Annotated in this window: 20 protein-coding genes; 11 read left to right on the forward strand and 9 right to left on the reverse strand. The window is 59.5% G+C overall.

The window, feature by feature from the left end; genetic code table 11:
• Positions 1–8: 8 nt before the first annotated feature.
• Complete coding sequence (locus AWM69_RS02540) at positions 9–287, reverse strand: YheV family putative zinc ribbon protein (protein WP_048381458.1); 279 nt, start codon at positions 285–287, stop codon at positions 9–11.
• Complete coding sequence (gene prlC, locus AWM69_RS02545) at positions 284–2,335, reverse strand: oligopeptidase A (RefSeq protein ID WP_218725691.1); 2,052 nt, start codon at positions 2,333–2,335, stop codon at positions 284–286. Before prlC ends, AWM69_RS02540 begins: the two co-directional genes overlap by 4 nt.
• 102 nt (positions 2,336–2,437) lie before the next feature.
• Between prlC and AWM69_RS02550 the strand changes: the two genes are divergently transcribed.
• The 8 genes from AWM69_RS02550 to AWM69_RS02585 all read left to right on the forward strand — a co-directional run bounded on the left by AWM69_RS02550 (position 2,438) and on the right by AWM69_RS02585 (position 11,776).
• Positions 2,438–2,986, forward strand: a complete 549-nt coding sequence (locus AWM69_RS02550; RefSeq protein WP_131654246.1) for a gamma carbonic anhydrase family protein — start codon at positions 2,438–2,440, stop codon at positions 2,984–2,986.
• Between the two features lie 32 nt (positions 2,987–3,018).
• The gene (locus AWM69_RS02555) at positions 3,019–3,666 is read left to right on the forward strand and encodes an HAD family hydrolase (RefSeq protein WP_218725692.1); all 648 of its coding nucleotides are present in this window, start codon (positions 3,019–3,021) and stop codon (positions 3,664–3,666) included.
• A gap of 164 nt (positions 3,667–3,830) precedes the next feature.
• Positions 3,831–4,412: an alpha/beta hydrolase gene (locus AWM69_RS02560; protein WP_131654244.1), complete on the forward strand. Its 582-nt coding sequence runs from the start codon at positions 3,831–3,833 to the stop codon at positions 4,410–4,412.
• Positions 4,413–4,462: 50 nt separating this feature from the next.
• On the forward strand, positions 4,463–5,356 hold the full coding sequence (locus AWM69_RS02565) for a sigma 54-interacting transcriptional regulator (protein WP_218725693.1): 894 nt from the start codon (positions 4,463–4,465) through the stop codon (positions 5,354–5,356).
• Positions 5,357–5,533: 177 nt separating this feature from the next.
• Entirely contained in the window at positions 5,534–6,316 is a 783-nt protein-coding gene (locus AWM69_RS02570) for a MetQ/NlpA family ABC transporter substrate-binding protein (RefSeq protein WP_131654242.1), read from the forward strand.
• A gap of 203 nt (positions 6,317–6,519) precedes the next feature.
• Positions 6,520–7,611: an efflux RND transporter periplasmic adaptor subunit gene (locus tag AWM69_RS02575; protein ID WP_218725694.1), complete on the forward strand. Its 1,092-nt coding sequence runs from the start codon at positions 6,520–6,522 to the stop codon at positions 7,609–7,611.
• Positions 7,608–8,675, forward strand: coding sequence for an efflux RND transporter periplasmic adaptor subunit (locus tag AWM69_RS02580; protein ID WP_218725695.1), 1,068 nt, complete (start codon positions 7,608–7,610; stop codon positions 8,673–8,675). The genes AWM69_RS02575 and AWM69_RS02580 overlap by 4 nt, the downstream gene beginning before the upstream one ends.
• Positions 8,672–11,776 carry an efflux RND transporter permease subunit gene (locus AWM69_RS02585; protein ID WP_218725696.1) on the forward strand — a complete coding sequence of 1,035 codons (3,105 nt, stop codon included), beginning with the start codon at positions 8,672–8,674 and terminating at the stop codon, positions 11,774–11,776. The genes AWM69_RS02580 and AWM69_RS02585 overlap by 4 nt, the downstream gene beginning before the upstream one ends.
• A gap of 116 nt (positions 11,777–11,892) precedes the next feature.
• On the opposite strand, the gene betT is transcribed toward AWM69_RS02585, so the two are convergent.
• The 3 genes from betT to AWM69_RS02600 form a co-directional block, all read right to left on the reverse strand.
• A complete protein-coding gene (betT, locus tag AWM69_RS02590) occupies positions 11,893–13,890 on the reverse strand; it encodes a choline transporter BetT (protein WP_048381474.1) in 1,998 nt (665 codons plus the stop codon).
• 400 nt (positions 13,891–14,290) lie between these two features.
• Positions 14,291–14,617: a DOPA 4,5-dioxygenase family protein gene (locus AWM69_RS02595; RefSeq protein WP_048381476.1), complete on the reverse strand. Its 327-nt coding sequence runs from the start codon at positions 14,615–14,617 to the stop codon at positions 14,291–14,293.
• A gap of 63 nt (positions 14,618–14,680) precedes the next feature.
• The gene (locus AWM69_RS02600) at positions 14,681–15,598 is read right to left on the reverse strand and encodes a LysR substrate-binding domain-containing protein (protein WP_218725697.1); all 918 of its coding nucleotides are present in this window, start codon (positions 15,596–15,598) and stop codon (positions 14,681–14,683) included.
• A gap of 113 nt (positions 15,599–15,711) precedes the next feature.
• On the opposite strand from AWM69_RS02600, the gene betC reads away from it, so the two are divergent.
• Positions 15,712–17,238 carry a choline-sulfatase gene (gene betC, locus AWM69_RS02605; protein WP_218725698.1) on the forward strand — a complete coding sequence of 509 codons (1,527 nt, stop codon included), beginning with the start codon at positions 15,712–15,714 and terminating at the stop codon, positions 17,236–17,238.
• Between the two features lie 41 nt (positions 17,239–17,279).
• On the forward strand, positions 17,280–18,848 hold the full coding sequence (locus AWM69_RS02610; protein ID WP_218725699.1) for a SulP family inorganic anion transporter: 1,569 nt from the start codon (positions 17,280–17,282) through the stop codon (positions 18,846–18,848).
• Positions 18,849–18,889: 41 nt separating this feature from the next.
• Here the strand turns inward: AWM69_RS02610 and aroE are convergent, their stop codons facing one another.
• Positions 18,890–19,711 carry a shikimate dehydrogenase gene (aroE, locus tag AWM69_RS02615; protein WP_218725700.1) on the reverse strand — a complete coding sequence of 274 codons (822 nt, stop codon included), beginning with the start codon at positions 19,709–19,711 and terminating at the stop codon, positions 18,890–18,892.
• A 22-nt stretch (positions 19,712–19,733) separates the two neighbouring features.
• On the reverse strand, positions 19,734–20,648 hold the full coding sequence (gene hemF / locus AWM69_RS02620) for an oxygen-dependent coproporphyrinogen oxidase (RefSeq protein WP_131654234.1): 915 nt from the start codon (positions 20,646–20,648) through the stop codon (positions 19,734–19,736).
• Positions 20,649–20,809: 161 nt separating this feature from the next.
• On the opposite strand from hemF, the gene AWM69_RS02625 reads away from it, so the two are divergent.
• On the forward strand, positions 20,810–21,787 hold the full coding sequence (locus tag AWM69_RS02625) for an NADPH:quinone reductase (RefSeq protein ID WP_048381492.1): 978 nt from the start codon (positions 20,810–20,812) through the stop codon (positions 21,785–21,787).
• 124 nt (positions 21,788–21,911) lie between these two features.
• Here AWM69_RS02625 and AWM69_RS02630 read toward each other — a convergent pair whose 3' ends face one another.
• Positions 21,912–22,469, reverse strand: a complete 558-nt coding sequence (locus AWM69_RS02630) for an L-threonylcarbamoyladenylate synthase (protein WP_048381494.1) — start codon at positions 22,467–22,469, stop codon at positions 21,912–21,914.
• A 35-nt stretch (positions 22,470–22,504) separates the two neighbouring features.
• On the reverse strand, positions 22,505–23,602 hold the full coding sequence (dprA, locus tag AWM69_RS02635) for a DNA-processing protein DprA (RefSeq protein WP_131654232.1): 1,098 nt from the start codon (positions 23,600–23,602) through the stop codon (positions 22,505–22,507).
• Positions 23,603–23,611: the final 9 nt, after the last annotated feature.

Consider the following 23,611-nt stretch of genomic DNA (forward strand, 5'->3'; position numbering starts at 1 on the left):
ACGGGGGGTTATGGTTTTTTCAGCTTGGGGTTGGGGAAGAACTGCACCGCTTGCACTTTAGGATCAGGTGTTTTTTTCAGGGCGGAGGTGTTGACCCGTGTACCCAATTCCTTGGGTACGGACAGGCCTTGCTCGTTCAGCGTGTCGGCGTAACCACAGGCCACGCATTCACGGTGCGGTACGTCGTTTTCATTCCACATCATCAGCTTGTCAGGCTCGCTGCACGCCGGGCAGACAGCCCCGGCGATGAAGCGTTTTTTGGTCACGTTCACAGGGGCATCACTCATGCTGCTGCGTCCTCGGTCAGGCCGCTGTGACGCAAGAGTGCGTCAATCGACGGCTCGCGTCCGCGGAAGTCGACGAACAGTTGCATCGGTGCCAGTGAGCCACCCCGAGCCAGAATCGCCTGACGGAACGCCTTGCCGGTTTGCGGGTTGAATACGCCTTCTTCCTCAAAGCGCGAAAACGCATCGGCCGAGAGCACTTCAGCCCATTTATAGCTGTAGTAACCCGCCGCGTAGCCGCCTGCAAAGATATGCGCAAAGCTGTTAGGGAAGCGGTTATAAGCCGGTGGACGCATCACCGACACTTCGTCACGGATGCCGTCCAGCACCTGCGCAACGCTGCGACCATCACCGTGGGTGGCGTGCAGTTCGAAGTCGAACAACGAGAACTCCAGTTGGCGCACCATCATGAGCCCGGACTGAAAGTTCTTGGCGGCCAGCATCTTGTCCAGCAGGTCTTTGGGCAACGCCTCACCGGATTCGTAGTGGCTGGAAATCAACGCCAGGCCCTCAGGCTCCCAGCACCAGTTTTCCATGAATTGGCTCGGCAGTTCGACCGCATCCCAAGCCACGCCGTTAATACCCGACACGCCCGAGTGCTCGATCTCGGTCAGCATGTGGTGCAGACCGTGACCAAACTCGTGGAACAGGGTCGTGACTTCATCGTGAGTCAGCAACGCAGGCTTGCCTGCAACGGCCGGGGTGAAGTTGCACACCAGGTTGGCCACCGGGCTCTGCAGCGTACCGGCGGCAGTTCGGCGACGGTCGCGGGCGCCGTCCATCCAGGCACCGCCACGCTTGTTGGCTCGGGCGTAGAGATCAAAGAAGAAACGCCCGATATGCTGGCCGTTTTCCTTGATTTCAAACAGGCGGACATCCGGATGCCAGGTGTCGAAACCTTTGATTTCGGCAATTTCAATGCCGTACAGACGTTGCACAATGGCAAACAGGCCGCCCAGTACCGTGTCGATCGGGAAGTACGCGCGCAGGGCTTCTTGCGACACGCTATAGCGCTGCTCTCGCAGTTTCTCGCCAAAGAACCCGCTGTCCCAGCTTTTCAGCTCAGGGCAGCCCTGTTCGGCGGCATAGGCCTGCAGTTGCTCAAGGTCACGTTCGGCAAACGGTTTGCTGCGCTTGGCCAGGTCGCGCAGGAAGCTCAGCACCTGATCCGGTGTCTCGGCCATTTTGGTGGCCAGGCTCAGTTCGGCAAAGCTGCCGAAACCCAGAAGCCTGGCCAGCTCCTGACGCAGGTCGAGGATTTCTTCCATCACCGGGCCATTATCGAACTTGCCGGCATTCGGGCCTTGGTCCGACGCACGGGTGCAATACGCGGCGTACACCTCTTCGCGCAGGGCACGGTCCTCGGCGTAGGTCATTACCGGGAAGTAGCTCGGGAACTCAAGGCTGATCAACCAGCCGTCCAGACCTTTGGCCTGGGCCGCAGCTGCCATTTGAGCCTTGGCCGAGTCGGTCAGGCCTGCCAGCGCGGCTTCATCGGTAACGTGCTTGGTCCAGGCCTGGGTGGCGTCCAGCAATTGGTTGGAAAACTTGCTGCCCAGCTCCGAGAGTTTGCTCTGCACTTCGGCATAACGCTTTTGCTCGGCTTCAGGCAGGTCGATACCCGACAGACGGAAGTCACGCAGCGAGTGCTCCAGAATGGTTTTTTGCGCCTGGTCAAAACCCGCTACTTGCGGGCTGTGGGCCAGGGCTTCGAAGGCCTGGAACAGCTCACGGTTCTGGCCCATCTCGGTGGAGTAAGCGCTCAATGCAGGCAAGCAGGCCTCATAGGCTTCGCGCAGTTCGGCGCTGTTGCACACGGCGTTGAGGTGGCTGACAGGGCTCCAGGCCGCGCCCAGTCGGTCGTTCAGCTCATCCATCGCCAGCACCAGGCCGGCCCATGTCGGGTTCTGGCCCTGGTCTTTCAGAATTTTTTCGATGCCCGCGCGGTTGTCGGCGAGGATCTGTTCAATGGCCGGCTGTACGTGCTCAGGACGGATCGCCGAGAACGGCGGCAGGTCGTACGGCTGCAATAGAGGGTTGTTCTCGCTCACGTTTGGCACCTTGGCTTAAAGAAACATTGGGCCATCTTAATTACAATCGACGTTCGGCGCAGCACTCAGCCCCGCTATCACTGCTAAAGAAGGAAGCTATTTGTGTCCATCCGTCCGTTCCAGCAGCACACACCGACCCTGGGCGAACGCGCCTTTGTCGACCGTTCCGCGGTGGTGATCGGAGACGTCGAGATCGGCGCCGACAGTTCGATCTGGCCGCTGACCGTCATTCGTGGCGATATGCACCGTATCCGCATCGGTGCGCGCACCAGCGTGCAGGACGGCTGCGTGCTGCACATCACTCACGCCGGACCGTTCAACCCGGATGGTTTCCCGCTGCTGATCGGCGATGACGTGACCATCGCCCACAAAGTGATGTTGCATGGCTGCACCGTGGGCAACCGGATCTTGATCGGCATGGGCAGTATCGTGATGGATGGTGCCGTGATTGAAGACGACGTCATTGTCGGTGCAGGCAGCCTGGTGCCGCCGGGCAAACGTCTGGCCAGCGGCTTTCTGTATGTGGGTAGCCCGGTCAAACCCGTGCGCGAGCTGACTGAAAAAGAAAAAGCCTTCTTCACCTACAGCGCCGGCAACTACGTAAAACTGAAAGATCAGCATTTGGCCGAAGGCTATCACCAGCCGGTTTGAGCCCTCTATTGATTACGGCTTAGGAGCCTTGCATGCACTATCAAAACGTACTGTTCGACCTTGACGGCACCCTGACAGATCCACGTGAAGGCATCACCCGTTCGATCCAGTTCAGCCTGAGCAAAATGGGGATCGACGAACCCGACCTGAGCCGGCTTGAGCACTTTATCGGCCCGCCCTTGTTGCAAGCCTTTATGGCCACATACGGTTTTGACGAGGCCCGGGCCTGGGAGGCCATGGGCTTTTACCGCGAACGCTTTGCCGTGACCGGGCTGTATGAAAACGAAGTGTTCGAAGGGGTCACGCCCTTGCTCGAAGAGCTGGTGGGGCAAGGCCGCCAACTGTTCATCGCCACTTCAAAACCGCAGGTCTACGCCCGCGAAATTGCCCGTCATTTTGATTTCGCCAAACACTTCAAAGTGATCTACGGCAGCGAACTGGACGGCACACGCACCAACAAGGTCGAGCTGATAGCTCACTTGATGAGCGAGCAAGGGCTGGAGCCGGCACATACCCTGATGATCGGTGACCGCAAGCACGACCTGATCGGCGCCCGCGACAACGGCATGGACGCCGCAGCCGTGGGTTACGGCTTCGGCAGCTTTGAAGAACTGAACTCATTTGCGCCGAAGTATCACTTTGAGACGCTGGCCGAGCTGCATCAGGCCTTCAAAGCGTAAAGCCCAATTCCTCGCAGGTGCTGACCTCGCCCCGCGTCAGCACCTGCGGAGGCTTCGCAAACCATCATTTTGGTTATTAACAAATATCTTCTTATTCCTTAGCGAATCTAAAAAGCGTCCCTATACTGACTCGGTAACGTACATACCGCAGGAGACGCACACCCATGGGCAACGAGTCGATTCGCTATCTGATAGTGCCGGGCTGGCAAGGTTCGTCCGACGATCATTGGCAGACCCACTGGCAGAACAGCCTGCCGAACAGCGCCCGGGTGGAGCAGGCCGACTGGTTGACCCCGCGTCACGAAGACTGGATTGCGGCCCTGGCCGAAGCGATTGCCGCTGACAGTACGCCCGTGATCCTGATTGCCCACAGCCTGGGCTGCATCACCGTTGCGCACTGGGCGCAACGCGCACCGCAGAGTCTGTTGAGCCAGGTACGCGGCGCTTTGCTGGTGGCACCGGCCGATGTCGAACGTCCTGCATGTGCACCGGCCTTGCGCAACTTTGCACCGATCCCGGATCAGACCCTGCCGTTTGCGAGTCAGGTCGTCAGCTCCGACAATGACCCTGCCGTAAGCGCGCCACGGGCCATGGAGCTTGCGCTTCAGTGGGGCGCCGAAATCGGGATTATCAGTGGCGCCGGCCATATCAACGTCAAGTCCGGACACCATCGCTGGGAGCAGGGTTTCGCCTATTTGTATCGCCTGCAAACCCGTATTGAGCATAGCGCCCTGCGCCGCGCCTGAATTTTCTGTAACGCCCGCGCCCTCTCTTCGGCAGCGGGCGGGAGCCTGCCATGAGCTTGCATGAAACCTTTGGCCAGCCCTTGCTGACCTTTCCCGACGCTGAAAAAAGCCCTCTCAGTATTCGCGCCAAGGCGCTGGTGTTCGTCGACCCGCGCTCGCGACAACTGCGCAATGACCTGGAACTGCTGGCTCCCCGTACCTTGCCGGTGCTGATTCGCGGCGAAACCGGCAGCGGCAAGGAGCTGCTCGCCCGGCATATTCACCGCGCCAGCGATCGCACCGGTCTTTTTGTATCCGTTAACTGCGGTGCCATTAGCCCCACGTATGCCGACGCCGAGTTATTCGGCTACGCACCCGGCGCGCATAACAGCTCACCGAGCAGCCGCGCCGGGTGGTTTGGTTCGGCCAATGGCGGGACGCTGTACCTGGATGAAATCGGTGATTTACCGCTGGCGATTCAGGCCAAATTGCTGACGGCGCTGGAAACCCATGAAGTCACCCGCGTTGGTGCCCCTCATCCGAGCCCGGTGGATGTGCGCTTGGTGGCCGCCACCAGTATTGATCTGGCGCAAGCGGTACAGGCCGGAAAATTCAACGAACGCCTGTATCACTACCTCAGTGAAGGGCGACTGGATTTACCCGCCTTGCGCGAACGCGTGGGGGATATTCTGTCGCTGGCCGAATACTTTTTGGGGATCTACAGCCAGCGCCTGAATCTGCCCGTGCCGTTCATCAGCGACAGCGCGCAACGGATGCTGGAGCGCCACAGCTGGCCGGGCAATACCCGCGAACTGGAGAACGTCATCCATTTTGCTTTGCTGGTGAGCACGGGCGACGAGATATTGCCCGAGCATTTGAACCTGCCGGATACCCTGGGACACATTGAGCTGTTTATTAAAGGTGCAACGCCTCAGGAGCTGGCCGCACTCAAGCAACTGCTCTGACCCGGTCGCCGCTGCCGCCAGTTGCAACGGGGTGCGCAACATGGCCGATGCAAGTGAACAAAATGGCATAAGAAGTTGAATAAATATTATTGTTCGGGAATAAAGAATCCCGGTATTGTTTCGTGCGTCTTCCAATAAAACCGTCATTGAACGGGCACACTCCAATAAGGGCATGGCATGAAAAAGGTTCTGTTGTTTACCGCACTGGCGGCTGCTTTGACGGCAGGCCTGGCACACGCTGGCGAAAAACTGGTGGTGGCCGCCACCCCGGTTCCCCATGCCGAAATCCTTGAACTGATCAAACCCGCCCTCGCTAAAGAAGGCGTGGATCTGGAAATCAAGGTATTCACCGATTACGTGCAGCCCAACGTGCAGGTCGATCAGAAGCGTCTGGACGCCAACTATTTCCAGACCCTGCCGTACCTCAATAGCTTCAACGAAGGCAAAGGCACCAACCTGGTCACCGTGATCGGTGTTCACGTTGAACCGTTCGGTGGTTACTCGAAGAAGATCAAAAACCTTTCCGAACTCAAAGACGGCGCGACCGTGGCGATCCCTAACGAAGGCAGCAACAGCGGCCGTGCGTTGATCCTGCTGCAAAAAGCCGGGCTGATCGAACTCAAAGACCCTAAAAACGCGCTGGCCACTCCCAAAGACATCGCCAAGAACCCGCACAACCTGAAATTCAAAGAGCTTGAGTCGGCGATGCTGGCACGGGTGCTGGATCAGGTCGACCTGGACATGATCAATACCAACTACGCACTGGAAGCGGGCCTCAACCCGGCCAAAGACGCACTGCTCATCGAAGGTGCAGATTCGCCGTACGTGAACTTCCTGGTAGCCCGTCCGGATAACAAGGACAGTGTTGCCATACAGAAACTGGCCAAGGCGCTGACCAGCCCTGAAGTCAAAGCCTTCATTGCCGAAAAATACAAAGGTGCGGTGCTGCCTGCGTTCTGACCGAACCCCGCGCCACACAAAACGCCGACAGCTTTTAAAGTGTCGGCGTTTTTTATTGCCGACTCGCGGGGCCCCAACACCTGGTGCAGAAGGCTGCGGCGACAGGAAGCCGAGCAACACTGAAAATTCCCACACTCAATGAGCCCTGTTCTACGCTATGTGTCGTATCGTCACGCTAATCAGCATCACGCAAAGGAGCTTGCATGGCTGGTCCACGAAACAAGGGGGTTTGGGGCTTAAGCCTGTGTCTCTTCCTGACCGCTTGCGGCAAAGAGGGCCCTAAAGAGCCTTTGTCCCCACGGGTGTATGTCCAGCAGGTCAGCTCACGCGAGTTTGCTCAGCCGATTCAACTCAGTGGCGATATACAGGCACGGGTCGAAACGCAGCTGTCATTCCGGGTCGGTGGCAAGGTTATTGAGCGCAAGGTCGATGTCGGGGATCACGTCCAGGCCTATCAAGTGCTGGCACGCCTCGATCCCAAAGACCTGAAAATCCAGGTCGAGACCGCGCAGGCCAGCGTCAATGCGCAACAAGCCCAAGTGGTACAAACCCGAGCGGCCTTTGTCCGCCAGCAAAAGCTGCTGCCCAAGGGCTATACCAGCCGAAGTGAATACGACGCCGCCAACGCCGCCCAACTCAGCGCGCAAAGTGCTTTAGCTGCAGCCCAGGCGCAGTTGGCCAACGCCCGCGAACAATTGAGTTACAGCAACCTTGTGGCAGAGGCTGCGGGCGTAATCACTGCCCGCCAGGCTGAAGTCGGGCAAGTGGTGCAGGCCACCATGCCGATTTTCACATTGGCCCGTGATGGTGCGCGGGATGCGGTATTTAACGTGTATGAATCGCTGTTCATCGAGCCGCCCAAAGACCCCACCGTCGAGATCACGTTGCTCAGTGACCCGACAATCAAGGTCAAGGGCCAGATCCGCGAAATCACGCCCACCGTCGCGGCGCAAAGCGGCACGCTGCAAATCAAGGTGCAGCTCGACACACTCCCCAAAGGCATGGAACTGGGCGCGGTGGTCAGCGTTATTCTGAATTCTGTGCCGACTCGCAGCATGGAGCTGCCATGGTCGGCGCTGACCAAAGAGGTCAGCGAACCGGCTGTGTGGGTGGCCGACGAACACAACAACGTACGCTTGCAGCGGGTCAGGGTCGGGCGTTACCTGACCGGCAGCGTCATCATCAGTGAAGGGCTCAAGGACGGAGACAAGGTGGTGATCGCAGGCGGGCAACTGTTAAACCCCGGCATGCATGTCGAAATCGCGCCCCTGCCGGCCGAGGGGGCACCGCTATGAGACGGATCTGGATCATGCCCCTAGCGGCCGCGCTGTTGATCGGCTGCTCTGAAGAGAAAATCCCTGAGCCCGCTCGCCCGGCATTGTATGTCGTGGCACAACCCGAACTGGCGCAACACCTCGGGCGCTTTGCCGGCACGATTGAAGCCCGGTATGAAAGCACCTTGGGTTTTCGTGTACCGGGACGGATTGTGCGCCGCTATTACGACGTGGGCGCCGTGGTGAAACAGGGCGATATCCTGGCCAGTCTCGACCCCACCGATCAGCAAAACAACCTGCGTGCCGCCCGGGGTGACCTGGCTAAAGTGCAGGCACAACTGATTAACGCCAAGGCCAATGCCCGGCGCCAGCAGGAGCTGTTCGACCGGGGCGTGGGCGCTCAGGCCCAGCTCGACATTGCCCAGACCGACCTGAAAACCACCCAGGCCTCAATGCAACAAGCCTTGGCGGCGGTCAATCAGGCTCAGGACCAACTCAGCTACTGCACGCTGCGGGCTGACCATGATGCGGTCATCACCGATTGGCAGGCCGAGGCCGGCCAAGTGGTGAGTGTCGGGGAAGAGGTGGTCACGCTGGCCCGCCCCGACATCAAGGAAGCCGTCATCGATTTGCCGGGGCCGCTGGCCGACGCATTGCCCACGGGGATCGAGTTCCGGGTTGCCGGCCAGCTCGACCCGAACGTCAACACCACCGCGCATGTGCGCGAAATCGCGCCCCAGGCCGACAGCGCCACCCGCACTCATCGCACTCGCCTGACACTGAGCCAGACACCCGCAGCATTCCGGCTCGGCAGCTCCGTCAGCGTGACGGTCAGCAGCCCGATTGCCGAGCACTTCAAAATTCCGCTGAGCGCGCTGCAAGAAACCGGCAACCACCGCCAGGTGTGGGTCATCGACCCGACCACCCATGCCGTTAATCCCCGTGACGTGACAGTACTGCGGCGTGATGCACACAACGTGTTGCTCTCGGGTGGCGTGAAAAGTGGCGACAAAATTGTCAGCGCCGGCGTTCACAGCCTAAGCCCCGGACAGAAAGTCAGACTCGATAAGGAAAGCTCACAATGAATGGGAAATTCAACCTGTCCGAGTGGGCCCTGAAACATCAGTCGTTCGTCTGGTATTTGATGTTTATGGCGGTGGTCGCCGGAATTTTTTCGTACATAAATCTGGGACGCGAAGAGGACCCGTCCTTTGCCATTAAAACCATGGTGATCCAGACCCGATGGCCTGGCGCAACCGTCGATGAAACACTGCTGCAAGTCACCGACCGGATTGAGAAAAAGCTGGAAGAGCTCGATTCACTCGACTACGTGCAAAGCTACACCCGACCCGGTGAGTCCACGGTGTTTGTGTTCCTGAAGGACACCACCAACGCCAAGGCCATTCCGGAAATCTGGTACCAGGTTCGCAAGAAAATCGACGATATTCGCGGCGACTTCCCCCAAGGCATCCAAGGCCCGGGTTTCGACGATGAATTCGGGGATGTGTACGGCACCATCTATGCCTTTACCGGTGACGGCTTCAGCATGCGTCAACTGCGCGATTACGTGGAGCAGGTGCGCACCGGCATTCGCGACATTCCTAACCGCGGCAAAATGCTGACCATTGGCGAGCAGGACGAAACCTTCTACCTGAGCTTTTCGACTCGCAAACTGGCGGCATTGGGCCTCGACCAACAGCATGTGCTGCAAAGCCTGCAAGCACAAAATGCGGTTACCCCGGCCGGGGTCATTGAAGCCGGGCCCGAGCGTATGTCTGTGCGCACGTCGGGGCAGTTCGAAAACGTTGCAGACCTGGAAGCCGTGAACCTGCGGGTCAACGATCGGTTCTACCGGCTGGCCGACATTGCCGACATCACACGCGGCTATGTCGATCCGGCCGCGCCGATGTTCCACTACAACGGCAAGCCGGCGGTCGGCCTGGCAATTGCGATGATCCCCGGCGGCAATATCCAGGAATTCGGCAAGCAACTGAGCCAACGCATCGCAGAACTGACTGCCGAACTGCCGGTCGGGGTCGGCGTCCACATGGTCTCTGACCAGGCCCAGGTGGTTGAAGTCGCCGTAGGCGGTTTCACCAGCGCGTTGTTTGAAGCGGTGATCATCGTGTTGGCCGTGAGCTTTATCAGCCTCGGCTTACGCGCCGGCCTGGTGGTGGCCATCTCGATTCCCTTGGTGCTCGCACTGGTCTTCGTCTTTATGGAGTTCACCGGCATCGCCATGCAGCGGGTGTCGCTGGGCGCGCTGATCATTGCGCTAGGTCTGCTGGTGGACGACGCGATGATCACGGTGGAGATCATGATTACGCGCCTCGAACTGGGAGAAACCAAAGAACAGGCGGCAACGTTTGCCTATCACTCCACGGCTTTCCCGATGCTCACCGGGACTCTGGTCACGGTGGCGGGCTTCGTGCCCATTGGCCTCAACAACAGCTCAGCGGGGGAGTACACCTTCACCCTGTTTGCCGTGATCGCCGTAGCGATGCTGGTGTCATGGGTGGTGGCGGTGCTGTTTGCGCCCGTTCTGGGGGTGCATATCCTCAGCGCCAAAGTGAAGCCCAAGCCTGAGAAACCAGGCCGCCTGGCGCAGACATTCGACTCGGCGCTGCTGTGGTGCATGCGTCATCGATGGCTAACCATCGGCGGCACGGTGCTGATGTTTGTACTGTCGATTTTCGGCATGGGCCTGGTGCAAAACCAGTTCTTCCCGTCATCAGACCGCCCCGAAATCCTGGTTGATTTGAACCTGCCGCAAAACGCCTCCATTGCCGAAACCCTGAAAGTCACGCAGCGCTTTGAAGCAACGCTCAAGGACGACCCGGACATCGTGCGCTGGAGCACCTACGTGGGCGAGGGCGCGATCCGTTTCTACCTGCCGCTCGACCAGCAACTGCAGAACCCGTTCTACTCGCAGCTGGTGATCGTCAGCACCGGCCTTGAAGCCCGTGGCCCCTTGATGGAACGCCTGGAAAAACGCCTGCGCGAAGACTTCGTCGGGGTCGGTGGCTTCGTCCATACGCTAGAGCTGGGCCCACCGGTGGGCCGACCGCTGCAATACCGTGTCAGTGGCAAAAACATTGATGAGGTGCGTAAACATGCATTGAATCTGGCCACTGTGCTCGACGCCAATCCCAACGTCGGCGAAACCATCTTCAACTGGAACGAACCGGGCAAGGTACTGCGCATCGATATCGCCCAGGACAAAGCCCGCCAGTTCGGCCTGTCGTCTGAAGACGTGGCACAGGTGATGAACAGCATCGTCAGCGGTGCTGCCATCAGTCAGGTTAAAGATGATATCTACCTGATCAACATCGTAGGCCGCGCCATCGGCAGCGAACGTGGCACACCCGAAACCTTGCTCAATTTACAAATCACCACCCCGAGCGGCACCTCGATTCCGTTGCTGGCCTTTGCTTCAGTGCGCTACGCCCTGGAACAACCGTTGATCTGGAGCCGCGACCGCATCCCGACGGTCACCCTCAAGGCTTCGGTACGTGGCGACATGCAACCGGTCAATCTGGTGGATGAACTCAAACCGGCCATCGATAAATTCGCCGCGGACCTGCCTCAGGGCTACACCGTGAAAACCGGCGGCACGGTCGAGGAGAGCGCCAAAGCCCAAGGCCCGATTGCTCAGGTAGTGCCGTTGATGCTGTTTTTGATGGCCACGTTCCTGATGATCCAGCTGCAAAGCGTCCAGAAGATGTTCCTGGTGGCGAGCGTCGCACCGCTGGGCCTGATCGGCGTGGTGCTGGCGCTGGTTCCGACAGGAACGCCCATGGGCTTTGTCGCGATATTGGGGATTCTGGCGCTGGTGGGGATCATCATTCGCAACTCGGTGATCCTGGTGACGCAGATCGACCAGTATGAACGTGACGGTTACGACCCGTGGCATGCGGTGGTCCAAGCCACCGAGCATCGTCGCCGGCCGATCCTGCTGACCGCTGCGGCGGCCAGCCTGGGGATGATCCCGATTGCACGTGAAGTGTTCTGGGGCCCCATGGCCTACGCCATGATTGGCGGCATCATCTCCGCGACCTTGCTCACGCTCCTGTTCCTGCCCGCGCTGTATGTGGCCTGGTACAAGATCAAAGAGAACAAGGACGGATCGAGCACCCGACAGGCCAACCCGACTGAAGACAGTGCCAGCAGGCCGAGTCCGGGTTGATTCCATCGCGAGCCAGCTCGCTCCTGCAGAGGGTCTGTGGCGTTCACAGACCTGTAGGAACGAGCTGGCTCGCGATGGCCTCTGCACGGTGATTCAGGCCAACCGCGCTGCCTGAATCAACGCACCAAGTGCAAGAACTGCATGTGGCGTTCGTACTGGTCGAGGATGTCGTTGATGATCTGCTCTTTGGTGTAGCCAGTCAGGTCATAGTCCTGGCTGCCTTCCGCCAAATGCACCTCGGCACGGTAGTAACGGCGATTACGCAGTTGCTCTTTTTTGCCGAAACCACCACGGGCGAAGGAGGGCGTGAAGTAACCCCGCATCTGCACCTGGTAGATGAACGGATGCTCTTCGCCGTGGCCGATTTCAAGGCTCACGTTGTCATTGGCCGGGTCCGGCTGGGTGACGACGTTAAGGCCTTTTTCGACAAACACGGCGCTCACTTCTTCAATCGCCGGGCGCACGGTGGTGTCCATGAAGCGGTACACCTCGTCACGCGACGGGAAGTGCACGGCCTGGCTCAAGCGCTGGCGCCAACCGCCACGACGCGAGTGCGAAACCGGTGCCAGAGAGTGCATCTGCGCAATCTGCTTCTGCGACTCGAGGTAGAACGCCTTGTGCAGCCCCCACATCATCAGCAACAGAATCAGCGAGAACGGCAAGGAGGTCAGAACCACCGCCGATTTGAGCGCATCGATGCTGCCCGAGAACAGCAGGGCACTGGTGACCAGCGCAGTCATCGCCCCCCAGAACACACGCAACCATTTAGGCCCGTCTTCATCGGCGTTGTTACCTCGCGCCGAGAGGGTGGACAGCACCACGGTGCCGGAGTCGGCCGAGGTCACGAAGAACACAAAACTGATGAACACCGTCACGGCGATCACGGTTTTGCTCCACGGGTAGGTTTCGAGCAGCAGGTACAGCGTGCGCGACGGATCGTCGATGGCCGACTGGCCAAGGGCGACCATGCCGTGGTTGAGCACCTGATCGATGGCGCTGTTGCCGAAGATCGACATCCACGCCAGGGTGAAACCCAGCGGAATCAGCAACACGCCAAACACGAACTCACGGATGGTCCGGCCACGGGAGATACGCGCAATAAACAGGCCTACGAACGGCGACCATGCAATCCACCAGGCCCAATAAAACACCGTCCAGCCGCCCAGCCAGTCGCTTGGCTTGTCGTAGGCGTAGACATCAAAACTTTTGGTGGGCAGTGCGCCCAGATAGTCGCCGATGTTCTGCACCAGGGTATTGAGCAAATGCTGGGTAGGGCCGGCAAACAACACGAATAGCAGCAGCGCACAGGCCAGCAGCATGTTGATATCGGACATCACCCGCACGCCTTTATCGACGCCCGCGATGGCCACCAGGATCGCGGCCCCCATCATCAAGGTGATCAATCCCACCTGCACCCACTGGGTGTGCGGCAGGCCGAACAGGTAGTCGAGCCCGGAGTTAAGGTGCAGCACCCCAAAGCCCATGTCAGCGCCCAGGCCAAACACGGTGGCGATGATGCCGAAGCCATCCACCGCATAGCCGATGGGACCGTTGATGCGCTTGCCGATCAGCGGGTAGAGCGCTGAACGCAATGCCAGCGGCAGATTATGGCGATAGGCAAAGTACGCCAGCGCCATACCGACAAAAGCAAATACCCCCCAACCATGCAAACCCCAGTGCAAGAACAGCAACTGCATACCCTGGCGCGCAGCCTCGGACGTACCGGCCGGGCCTTGAGGCGGGGCGAGCATGTGGGTCAGGGGTTCGGAAACACAGAAGAAAAATAGCGTGATGCTGATCCCGGCGGCGAAAAGCATGCCCGCCCAGGACAGGTAACTGAACTCAGGTTCGTCGTGGTCGGCACCGAGCTTGATCTTGCCGTAGCCGGACAAGGCGGTGACGACCACGAAGATCAGATACAGGGTCATCGCTAGCATGTAGTACCAGCCGACCGTATTGGCTGCCCAATTCTGCGCAGCTAACAGCCATTCACCAGCGGCCTGTGGCAGGGTGATTACGACCAGGCCAAACGCCAGAATAAAGGCGGCGGCAAAGTAGAAAACGGGCGGGTTCATACGGATCTGAGACGTCTGCGACGTCATGGGTACACTCATTGGATGTGCACCTTATAGAGAAAAAACATGAGCAAAAAGAGCGGGTTCGGCAAAGGTAAGCCTCCTGTTGTGAGCGGGCAGCGGACCACTGATTTAAGTTGAACGAGCATTCAAGTTAAACATGAATGACCCTTCAGCACTAATCGCCACCCTCGGCTTCACGTGTCATACGTTAGCTCATGACCAGCTATGACACATGGCCATGATCAACGTTCAGCCGTTATAGCTTGGGGCTATCAGCGATGTGCTGGCGTCTGGCTTTAAAGGGTATTCATGGACGTGAAAAAAAATTATCCACAGGCCAAAAATCTCCGAAAAACCAAACCCAATCTTGGGTATTGCGCGATCCCGGCTCACCCACCGCTCGTTTCAGGCTCATGCCAACCAGGTGTGCCGTTGTTCAAAAAACAGACACATTCAACGGCCGTATCGCGCCCATCCAGATCGCATGCTCTGTGTGGTCCAACAGGTCATTGCCGGTCTCGGGGTGCAGAAACACCACCAGTCCTTGGCGATGGAGCGCCAACCACGGCACGAGCCTGCCAAACAGTTCGGGGCCAAAGGCCAGTTGGCAGCTCCAGTCCGGGTGCGGGCCAACAGGACGCTCATGAACGCGTCCCATCTTGACGCCAAACAGTTGCGCCGCCTCTTCGCACAAGGCCCGGGCCTGATCAATTGTCGTCGCGTCGAAATAGACGTGGGCGTGGTAGCCCTTGATACGCTGCATGAAAGGTCCTCGAGAAAAAGGGAATCAGGCCCCGCTCACGCCGCCGTTGCCGAGGGCAGCGGCTTAAGCTCCTGTATGGGCATTTTGCTCCGCCAGCATCCAGTCGACAAATACCCGGGCCAGTTGGTTGCGGCGTTTGCGGGGGGGCTGGACGACGTAATAACCGAACGCCGACGCCGCCGATTCGGCAAACGGGCGGCACAACACGCCTTGATCCAGCAAGTTATCCACAAGGTGCTTCCAGCCAATGGCCATGCCTTGGCCCGCAATGGCGGCTTGTATGAGCAAAGTGTAGTTGTCGAAGCGCAGCGGGCCGGGCGCAGGCGGCGGGCCCAGTTTCAGTGCATCGAACAGCCGATACCAGTCAAACCACTGACGGGCATGTTCGCCACGCAATTGCAGCAGCGGAAAATCGCCCAACACCCGGGCTGATAACGGCAGCGCCTGGTCAGCCAGCAGACGCGGGCTGCACACGGGAAAGACTTCTTCATTGAACAGCCATTGGGCATCGCCCTGAATGAATCGCCCCTGACCAAACAACACCGCCACATCACTGTCGCCGTGCAAGGTGTCCTGGCTGCGTTCGCGAGTGACCAGGCTGACATCAATCTGCGGATAGGCCGCATGGAATCGCGCCAGACGTGGCATCAACCAATAGGCCGCAAAGGCAAAGTCGGTGGCGACCTGCAGCACCTCACGGGCCGGTTGCTCGATCAGCGCTTGCAGCCCGGTATTGATCTGCTGCAAGCCCGACTGAACGTGCAAGAACAAACCCAGGCCGGCTTCGGTCAGGGCAATGCCGCGATAAATACGGTCAAACAGGCGAATGCCCAAGTGCAATTCCAGCCGCTTGAGTTGCTGGCTGATCGCCGGCTGTGTCGTACCCAGCTCCAGTGCTGCGGCCGTGAAACTGCGATGGCGCGCCGCCGCTTCAAAGGTGCGCAGCAGGTCGAGGGACACGTCACCCAGGGCTTCATACATTAGCTGTGCTTATCCTAGTCATTGCGGTACATGGGTTTTACCACGCCAGAGGTGAGATCCATGCTGAGCGTCAGCACTTTCGCATAAATTTTCACTCTGAAAGGCCACTGCTCATGTCGCGCAAAAACATTTTATTCATCATGGCCGACCAAATGGCCGCTCCGCTGCTGCCGATCTACGGACCGTCCCCGATCAAACTGCCGCACCTCAGTCGTTTAGCCGCCCGGAGCGTGGTATTTGAGGCCGCCTATTGCAACAGCCCACTGTGCGCACCCTCGCGCTTTACCCTGATGAGCGGGCAGCTCCCGAGCAAAATCGGCGCCTACGACAACGCGGCTGATTTTCCGGGTGATGTGCCCACCTATGCCCATTACTTGCGGCGCTTGGGGTATCGCACGGCGCTGGCGGGCAAAATGCATTTTTGCGGGCCGGACCAGTTGCATGGTTTCGAAGAGCGCCTGACCAGTGACATTTACCCCGCGGATTACGGCTGGTCGGTCAATTGGGATGAGCCGGATGCCCGGCCCAGCTGGTATCACAACATGGCCTCCGTGCTGCAAGCCGGGCCGTGCGTGCGCACCAACCAACTGGATTTCGATGAAGAGGTGGTGTTCAAGGCCCAACAATATTTGTTCGATCATATTCGCCAGGACGGCGATCAACCGTTTTGCCTGACCGTCTCAATGACGCACCCTCACGACCCGTACACCATCCCCAAACCGTTCTGGGACATGTACGACGAGGACGACATTCCTCTGCCCGACACGCCACCACAAGCCACCCTCGACCCACACTCCCAGCGCCTGCTCCATGTGTACGACCTGTGGGACAAACCGCTGCCTGTGGATAAAATTCGCGATGCGCGCCGGGCCTATTTCGGCGCCTGCAGCTACATTGATCAGAATGTCGGCAAACTCCTGCAAACCCTTGAAGACACCGGGCTGGCCAAAGACACGGTGATCGTATTTTCCGGCGATCATGGCGACATGCTCGGCGAACGCGGGCTATGGTACAAAATGCACTGGTTCGACATGGCTGCGCGAGTGCCCTTGCTGGTGTATGCACCGGATCAGTTTGGCCCTGCCCGTGTGGGAGAAGCCGTTTCGACCGCCGACCTGTTGCCGACGTTTGTGGAACTGGCGGGCGGTACGCTGGAAGCTGGTCTTGCGCTGGATGGCCGTTCGCTGGTGCCGCACTTGCGCGGCGAAGGCGGGCACGACGAGGTGTTTGGCGAGTACATGGCTGAAGGCACCCTCAGCCCGCTGATGATGATCCGCCGCGGCGCCTATAAATTCATCTACAGCGAAGACGACCCGTGCCTGCTGTTTGACCTGCACAACGACCCGCACGAACGCGAAGAACTCAGCCAGTCGCCAGACCATCAGCCTGTGTTTGCAGCATTTCTGGCCGAGGCACGGAGCAAATGGGATATTGCACAGATTCACCAACAGGTCCTCGCCAGCCAGCGACGCCGGCGGCTGGTGGCTCAAGCACTGGCTATCGGCAAACTGACCAGTTGGGATCATCAACCCTGGGTCGACGCCAGCCAGCAATACATGCGCAACCACATCGACCTCGATGATCTGGAACGCAAGGCCCGTTATCCACAGCCTGCTTCAGCCTTGCACCCTGAGACCTAAAACGACACTCTGCCCACACACCGATACCTGATGAGGGATACATGGCTCGGCCCAAAAGCCAACGCTGGCTGCCTTTTTTAACCTGGCTGCCCAAACAGACGCGTTTCAGCATCAGTCGCGATGCGCTGGTGGGCCTCAGTGGCGCCGTACTGGCGCTGCCACAGTCCATCGCGTATGCACTGATCGCCGGGCTACCCCCTGAGTACGGGTTATACGCGGCGATTGTGCCCGTCATCATCGCGTGCCTGTGGGGCTCGTCATGGCATTTGATTTGCGGCCCCACAGCGGCGATTTCTATCGTGCTGTATGCCAGTGTCAGCCCGCTGGCGGTGCCCGGCAGTCAGGATTATATCGGCCTGATTTTGCTCCTGACGTTTCTGGCCGGGGTGTTTCAGTGGCTGCTGGGGATGCTGAAATTTGGCGCGCTGGCCAATTTTGTTTCGCACTCGGTGGTGCTCGGCTTCACCTTGGGCGCGGCGGTGGTCATAGCCTTGGGGCAACTGCCCAATGTGCTGGGGATCAATGTACCCAGCCAGGCCACAGCACTCGATAGTCTGCTGAGCTTATTGGCGCATGTACGTGAATGGGATGGCGCCTCGCTGGGGTTGGGGCTCGCCACATTGCTGCTGGGGGTTGCACTCAAACGCTGGCGGCCACGCTGGCCGACCCTGTTGATCACGCTGGTGCTCGCCAGCCTGATTGTATGGCTGTTGCCTCAGGTATTCGGGCATGTACATCGGGTGCAATCGTTTGTCGGCCGTTTGCCACCGTTCAGCCCGCTGAAACTGGATGTTGAAACTGTCCTGCGGCTGCTGCCCAGCGCCGTGGCGGTGGGCATGCTGGGGCTGGTCACCAGTTTGTCGATTGCCCGCTCGTTAGCCGCACGCTCGCAACAGATGCTCGATGCCAATCAGGAGGTACGCGCACAGGGTTTGTCCAACGTGGTGGGCGCCCTGTTCTCGGGCTACCTGTCTTCCGGCTCGTTCACCCGCTCCGGGCTGAGCTACGAAGGGGGCGCGCGTTCACCGCTGGCCGGCGTGTTTTCAGCACTCTGGGTGGCATTATTTGCGGTCACCGGAGCCACCCTGATCGCGCATATTCCAATCCCGGCGATGGCCGCCAGTATTCTGCTGATCAGTTGGGGACTGGTGGACAGCCGGGCAATAGCCGGGTTGTGGCGGGTCAGCCGTGCCGAGTTTGTGGTGATGGCGCTGACCTGTGTTGCGACCTTGCTGCTGGAACTGCAGACGGCGATTTATGCCGGGGTACTGGCCTCGCTGTTTTTCTATCTCAAACGCACGTCACGCCCGCGCATTCAGCAGTGGCACGAAGGTGACGAGGAAATCCTGCGGGTGGGCGGTTCGATTTTTTTCGGCGCCAGCCATTACTTGCAGGTGCGCTTGCAGCGTAGTCAGGGCTCGCTGGTAGTCATCGACGCGCAGCACATCAACTTCATCGATTATTCGGGGGTTGAAATGCTGCATCAGGAAGCGCGACGGCTACGAGGATTGGGCCGCAGTCTGACACTGCGCCGGGCCAGGCCGCAGGTCATTGAAGAGTTGAAGAAACTCGAGGGCCCCGATAAGTGCCCGATACAGTTCGAGACTTGATGACCCACTTTGCAGGAGCGAGCGTGCTCGCTCCTGCAACGTTATTGGGCTAACAACCTGCGCAATTCGGCCAGCGCCGGCCCGGTGTCCGGGCGCACGCCACGCCACAGATAAAACGCTTCGGCGGCCTGTTCGGCCAGCATCCCCAACCCATCCATGACCTGACCCGCACCCTGTGCCGCAGCCCACGCGCAAAAAGGCGTCTGTTCTTTGCCGTACATCATGTCGTAACACAGGGTTTTGCCCGGTTCGATCAAGCTGCCGGCAATCGGCGGCACTTCACCCGCGAGGCTGGCCGAGGTGGCATTGATGATCAAATCCACCGGCTCGTGCAGCCAGTCAAACCCGCTGGCCGCTACTGGCCCCAGGTCACAGAACAGCTCAGCCAGCACTTCGGCCTTCTCAACCGTGCGGTTGGCAATGGTCACAGAAGCAGGGCCCTCGGCCAATAATGGCTCCAGAGCACCGCGCACTGCACCGCCCGCACCCAGGACCAGAATGCGTTTGCCCTTGAGGCTAAAACCCGCATTCACGGTCAGATCACGAACCAGGCCGGCACCGTCGGTATTATCCCCCAGCAAAACGCCATCGGCCTGCTTGCTCAGTGTGTTGACCGCGCCCGCGCGCTGGGCCCGGGCGGTCAGTTGGCTGGCCAGGCGATACGCCTCCTCCTTGAAAGGAACCGTCACATTGGCGCCTCGCCCTTGCTGGAAAAAAGCAGCGGCACAGCCGGCAAAATCCTCCAATGGCGCGAGCAGGGTGTCGTACTGCATGACCTGACCGGTTTGCTCGGCAAACAGGCGGTGCAATACCGGGGATTTGCTGTGGGCAATCGGGTTACCAAAAACGACGTAACGGTCCATCAGGCAGGCTCCTCGGGCGATGTCAGGCGTTGGCTAACCAGTCGCGGTCTTGCAGGAAATAGTCGGTGAGACGTGCCTCTTCGCTACCCGGCTCGGCCTTCCAGTCATAGCCCCAGCGAACCTGCGGCGGCAACGACATCAAGATCGACTCGGTACGCCCCCCCGATTGCAGGCCGAACAAGGTGCCGCGGTCGTAGACCAGGTTGAACTCCACGTAGCGCCCACGGCGGAACTCTTGGAATTCACGCTGCTGAACCGTGTATTCCGTGGCTTTGCGGCGCTGAACAATCGGCAGGTAAGCGTCGATATAGGCGTCGCCAATGGCACGAATAAAGGCGAAGCAGGTGTCGAAATCCCACTCGTTCAGGTCATCAAAGAACAAGCCGCCGATACCACGGGGCTCGTTGCGGTGCTTGATGTGGAAATAGGTGTCGCACCAGGCCTTGTAGCGCGGATACACATCAGCGCCAAACGGTGCGCATGCCTGCTCGGCCACACGATGCCAATGCACGCAGTCCTCTTCAACGGCGTAATACGGTGTGAGGTCAAAACCGCCACCAAACCACCAGACGGGTTCTTCACCTTCTTTTTCTGCGATGAAAAAACGTACGTTGGCGTGGGACGTCGGCACATGCGGGTTGTGCGGGTGGATCACCAGCGACACACCCAGGGCTTCAAAGCCCCGGCCCGCCAGTTCAGGGCGGTGGGCACTGGCGGAGGGAGGCAAACCGCTGCCAAATACGTGAGAAAAGTTAACCCCACCCTTTTCAATCACCGTGCCATTTTCGATCACCCGGGTACGGCCACCGCCGCCCGCCGGGCGTTCCCACGCATCTTCAACAAAATGCGTGCCGCCATCTTCGATTTGCAGAGCGTTGCAAATGCGATCTTGAAGGTCGAGCAGGTAGGCTTTTACGGCCTCGGTGCGGGTAGTCATGACATCACCTTAATCGGGCAAAGCGACGCGGCACTTCGTTTAGAGCGGGGCCGGCGGCAAAGGGCCGCTAGCATAACACCGCACCCCGCCTCATCGCAGTTGACGAAGGTCACGCTTCAGCGTTGGATGGAGCCTTCGTGAAATGAGCGAGGACAGTGCAGATGGCTAAACGTATCCAGTTTCGGGCCCACGGCGGCCCTGAAGTGCTTGAGTATGTCGACTTCCAACCGGCCGAGCCGGGCCCGCAGCAGGTGCAGGTGCGCAATCAGGCCATTGGTCTGAATTTCATCGATACCTATTTCCGTGGTGGACTGTACCCGCTGCCTGAGTTGCCATCGGGCCTGGGCAATGAAGGGGCGGGCATTGTTGAGGCGGTGGGCAGTGAAGTGAACACCTTCAAAGTCGGTGACCGCGTTGCCTATGGCACAGGCCCACTCGGGGCTTACAGCGATGTGCATGTACTGCCTGCCGCGAATCTGGTGAAGCTGCCCGATGATATTTCGTTCGAGCAAGCCGCCGCCGTGATGCTCAAGGGGCTGACGGTGCAGTACTTGCTGCGTCAGACCTATGAACTCAAAGGGGGCGAAACCATCCTGTTTCACGCCGCCGCAGGAGGCGTTGGCTCCCTGGCCTGCCAATGGGCCAAAGCCCTGGGCGTCAAGTTGATCGGCACGGTCAGCTCCGCAGAAAAAGCAGCACACGCCAAAGCGCTGGGCGCGTGGGCGACCATCGATTACAGCCATGAAGATGTGGCCCAACGAGTGCTGGAGCTGACCGATGGCAAAAAATGCCCGGTGGTCTACGACGGTGTTGGCAAGGACACGTGGCTTACCTCCCTCGACTGCGTGGCACCTCGCGGGCTGATGGTCAGCTTTGGCAATGCTTCGGGTGCAGTTACCGGAGTGAACCTGGGAATTTTGTCGCAGAAGGGCTCGCTGTACGTCACCCGCCCGACGCTGGCGAGCTACGCCAATAACGCCGAGAACCTGCAAGCGATGGCCGACGAGTTATTCGCGATGATCCGTAGCGGCAAGGTCAAGGTTGATATCAGCCAGCGCTTTTCGCTGAGCGAAGCGGCCAAGGCACAAACCGAATTGTCGGCACGCCGCACCACAGGGTCGACGATTTTGCTGCCTTGAGAAACTAAACCTGTAGCCGCTGCCGCAGGCTGCGATCGAACCCGAAGGGTTCGCAGACTTCAAAATATTGAAGGTCCTTTTGACCTCATCGCAGCCTGCGGCAGCGGCTACAGATTTGTCGGCCTTACGCCGGGCGCACAACCTTGCCGGTAGCCAGATCACGGATCAGGCTCGGATTTTTACGTCCTCCCAGGTTGCCGCCCAACACGTGGTCGATCTGGCCCCGGAAATACTGCTCAACCTTGAGCCGCGTACGCGCCGCCGGCAAGCCCGCCGGGTTGGCCGAGGTCGACACAAGCGGCCCCACCAGCGAACACAGGTCACGCACCAGCGGGTGATCACTCACGCGCAATGCCACGGTGTCATGAACCCCGGTGATCCACTCGGGCAACAATTGCTGATGAGGTACCAACCAGGTATTCGGCCCCGGCCAGGTGCTGGCCATGCGGTCAATCCAGTCCTGCGGGAAATCCTCAAACAGAAAGTCGAACTGGTGAATGTTGTCAGCCACCAAAATCAGGCCTTTATCCACAGGTCTCGACTTGATCGCCAGCAAACGCTCAACGGCCTCTTCGTTCCAGGGGTCGCAACCCAGTCCCCACACCGCTTCGGTCGGGTAGGCAATTACCGCGCCTGCGCGAATGGCTGTTGCGGCTTGCTGTACGCGCCAGGTGCTGATCATTCAGTGTCTCCAGATATGTCCTGTGTGCAGTGTACTTAGCTGGCGCGGGCAAACCAACGCCCGCCCTCCAGCACCACGTGCCCTTGCAGCTCAAGTTCGGTCAAGGCCGCCAACAATTGCGGTAACTCCCAACCGCTGGCGCTGACCAGCGCTTCAGTGGTGCAGGGCGCAGCCTGCAACAATTGCACTAACGGATGACAACTTGGCGTAAACAGATCAGCAGTGGCTAACGGCATTGAGCGCCAGCCTTGCAAGCCTTCGAGGATGTGTTCAACGGTTTCGACCAAGGTGGCACCTTCACGGATCAACTGGTGGCAGCCCCGTGCGCCGGGGTGATGAATCGACCCCGGGATGGCGTACACCTCGCGACCTTGCTCTGCAGCCAGACGCGCAGTGATCAGTGAACCACTGGCCACACTGGCTTCAACCACCAATACACCCAACGATAAACCGCTGATGATTCGGTTACGCCGCGGGAAATTCCCCGCCAGCGGCCCGGCATCCAGCGGGAACTCCGAAACCACTGCGCTGCCACTGGCAATCATCGCGTCCGCCAAAGCGCGATGGCGCTGTGGATAAAGTTTTTGCAGCCCCGTGCCAAGGACACCCACTGTCTGTCCGCCAACCTCCAGCGCCGCGTGATGGGCAGCACCATCGACGCCGAGCGCGAGGCCGCTGGTAATCACAAAACCGGCCCCCGCCAGGCAACGGGAAAAGGCTGCTGTGGTGTCCAGCCCCGGCCTGGAGGCGCGTCGGCTACCCACCATTGCCAGTTGCGGCTTCTCCAGAATCGAAGGCTCGCCCGCGACGAATAACAACGGCGGAGCATCGCTAAGTTGACTCAACAAGGCCGGGTAATCGGGCTGGTCGTGTAACAACAGATGTTGGCTGGAGCCCTCAAGCCAGCGCAATGCAGCGCTGGCGCCGTCACGAACCTGCGGACTGCGGCGCGCTTCGGCACAGACCGCCGGCAGCCCCAGGGCCCGCCATGCACTGGCCGGTGCACAGAGCGCCGAACTGGCCGAACCAAAGGCACTGAACAGAGTGTAGTAGCGACGCGGGCCCACCTCGGGCAAACGCTGCAAACGCAAGCGGGCTTCCAGCTCGGCGGGTGAAATTTCAGACAGCGACATGGGATCATC

Origin of the sequence: Pseudomonas sp. D1HM, from assembly GCF_019266105.1 — a bacterium.
GTDB classification, from domain to species: Bacteria; Pseudomonadota; Gammaproteobacteria; order Pseudomonadales; family Pseudomonadaceae; genus Aquipseudomonas; species Aquipseudomonas taetrolens.

Bases quoted from the DNA above. Each gene is read 5' to 3' on its own strand.
- AWM69_RS02595 (WP_048381476.1), bottom strand. From the start codon at position 14,617: ATGCAGCGTATCAAGGGCTACCACGCCCACGTCTATTTCGACGCGACG.
- AWM69_RS02570 (WP_131654242.1), top strand. From the start codon at position 5,534: ATGAAAAAGGTTCTGTTGTTTACCGCACTGGCGGCTGCTTTGACGGCA.
- AWM69_RS02560 (WP_131654244.1), top strand. From the start codon at position 3,831: ATGGGCAACGAGTCGATTCGCTATCTGATAGTGCCGGGCTGGCAAGGT.
- AWM69_RS02580 (WP_218725695.1), top strand. From the start codon at position 7,608: ATGAGACGGATCTGGATCATGCCCCTAGCGGCCGCGCTGTTGATCGGC.
- AWM69_RS02610 (WP_218725699.1), top strand. From the start codon at position 17,280: ATGGCTCGGCCCAAAAGCCAACGCTGGCTGCCTTTTTTAACCTGGCTG.
- AWM69_RS02630 (WP_048381494.1), bottom strand. From the start codon at position 22,469: ATGATCAGCACCTGGCGCGTACAGCAAGCCGCAACAGCCATTCGCGCA.
- dprA (WP_131654232.1), bottom strand. From the start codon at position 23,602: ATGTCGCTGTCTGAAATTTCACCCGCCGAGCTGGAAGCCCGCTTGCGT.
- AWM69_RS02585 (WP_218725696.1), top strand. From the start codon at position 8,672: ATGAATGGGAAATTCAACCTGTCCGAGTGGGCCCTGAAACATCAGTCG.
- betT (WP_048381474.1), bottom strand. From the start codon at position 13,890: ATGAGTGTACCCATGACGTCGCAGACGTCTCAGATCCGTATGAACCCG.
- betC (WP_218725698.1), top strand. From the start codon at position 15,712: ATGTCGCGCAAAAACATTTTATTCATCATGGCCGACCAAATGGCCGCT.
- hemF (WP_131654234.1), bottom strand. From the start codon at position 20,648: ATGACTACCCGCACCGAGGCCGTAAAAGCCTACCTGCTCGACCTTCAA.
- AWM69_RS02625 (WP_048381492.1), top strand. From the start codon at position 20,810: ATGGCTAAACGTATCCAGTTTCGGGCCCACGGCGGCCCTGAAGTGCTT.
- AWM69_RS02575 (WP_218725694.1), top strand. From the start codon at position 6,520: ATGGCTGGTCCACGAAACAAGGGGGTTTGGGGCTTAAGCCTGTGTCTC.
- AWM69_RS02565 (WP_218725693.1), top strand. From the start codon at position 4,463: ATGAGCTTGCATGAAACCTTTGGCCAGCCCTTGCTGACCTTTCCCGAC.
- AWM69_RS02540 (WP_048381458.1), bottom strand. From the start codon at position 287: ATGAGTGATGCCCCTGTGAACGTGACCAAAAAACGCTTCATCGCCGGG.
- AWM69_RS02600 (WP_218725697.1), bottom strand. From the start codon at position 15,598: ATGTATGAAGCCCTGGGTGACGTGTCCCTCGACCTGCTGCGCACCTTT.
- AWM69_RS02555 (WP_218725692.1), top strand. From the start codon at position 3,019: ATGCACTATCAAAACGTACTGTTCGACCTTGACGGCACCCTGACAGAT.
- aroE (WP_218725700.1), bottom strand. From the start codon at position 19,711: ATGGACCGTTACGTCGTTTTTGGTAACCCGATTGCCCACAGCAAATCC.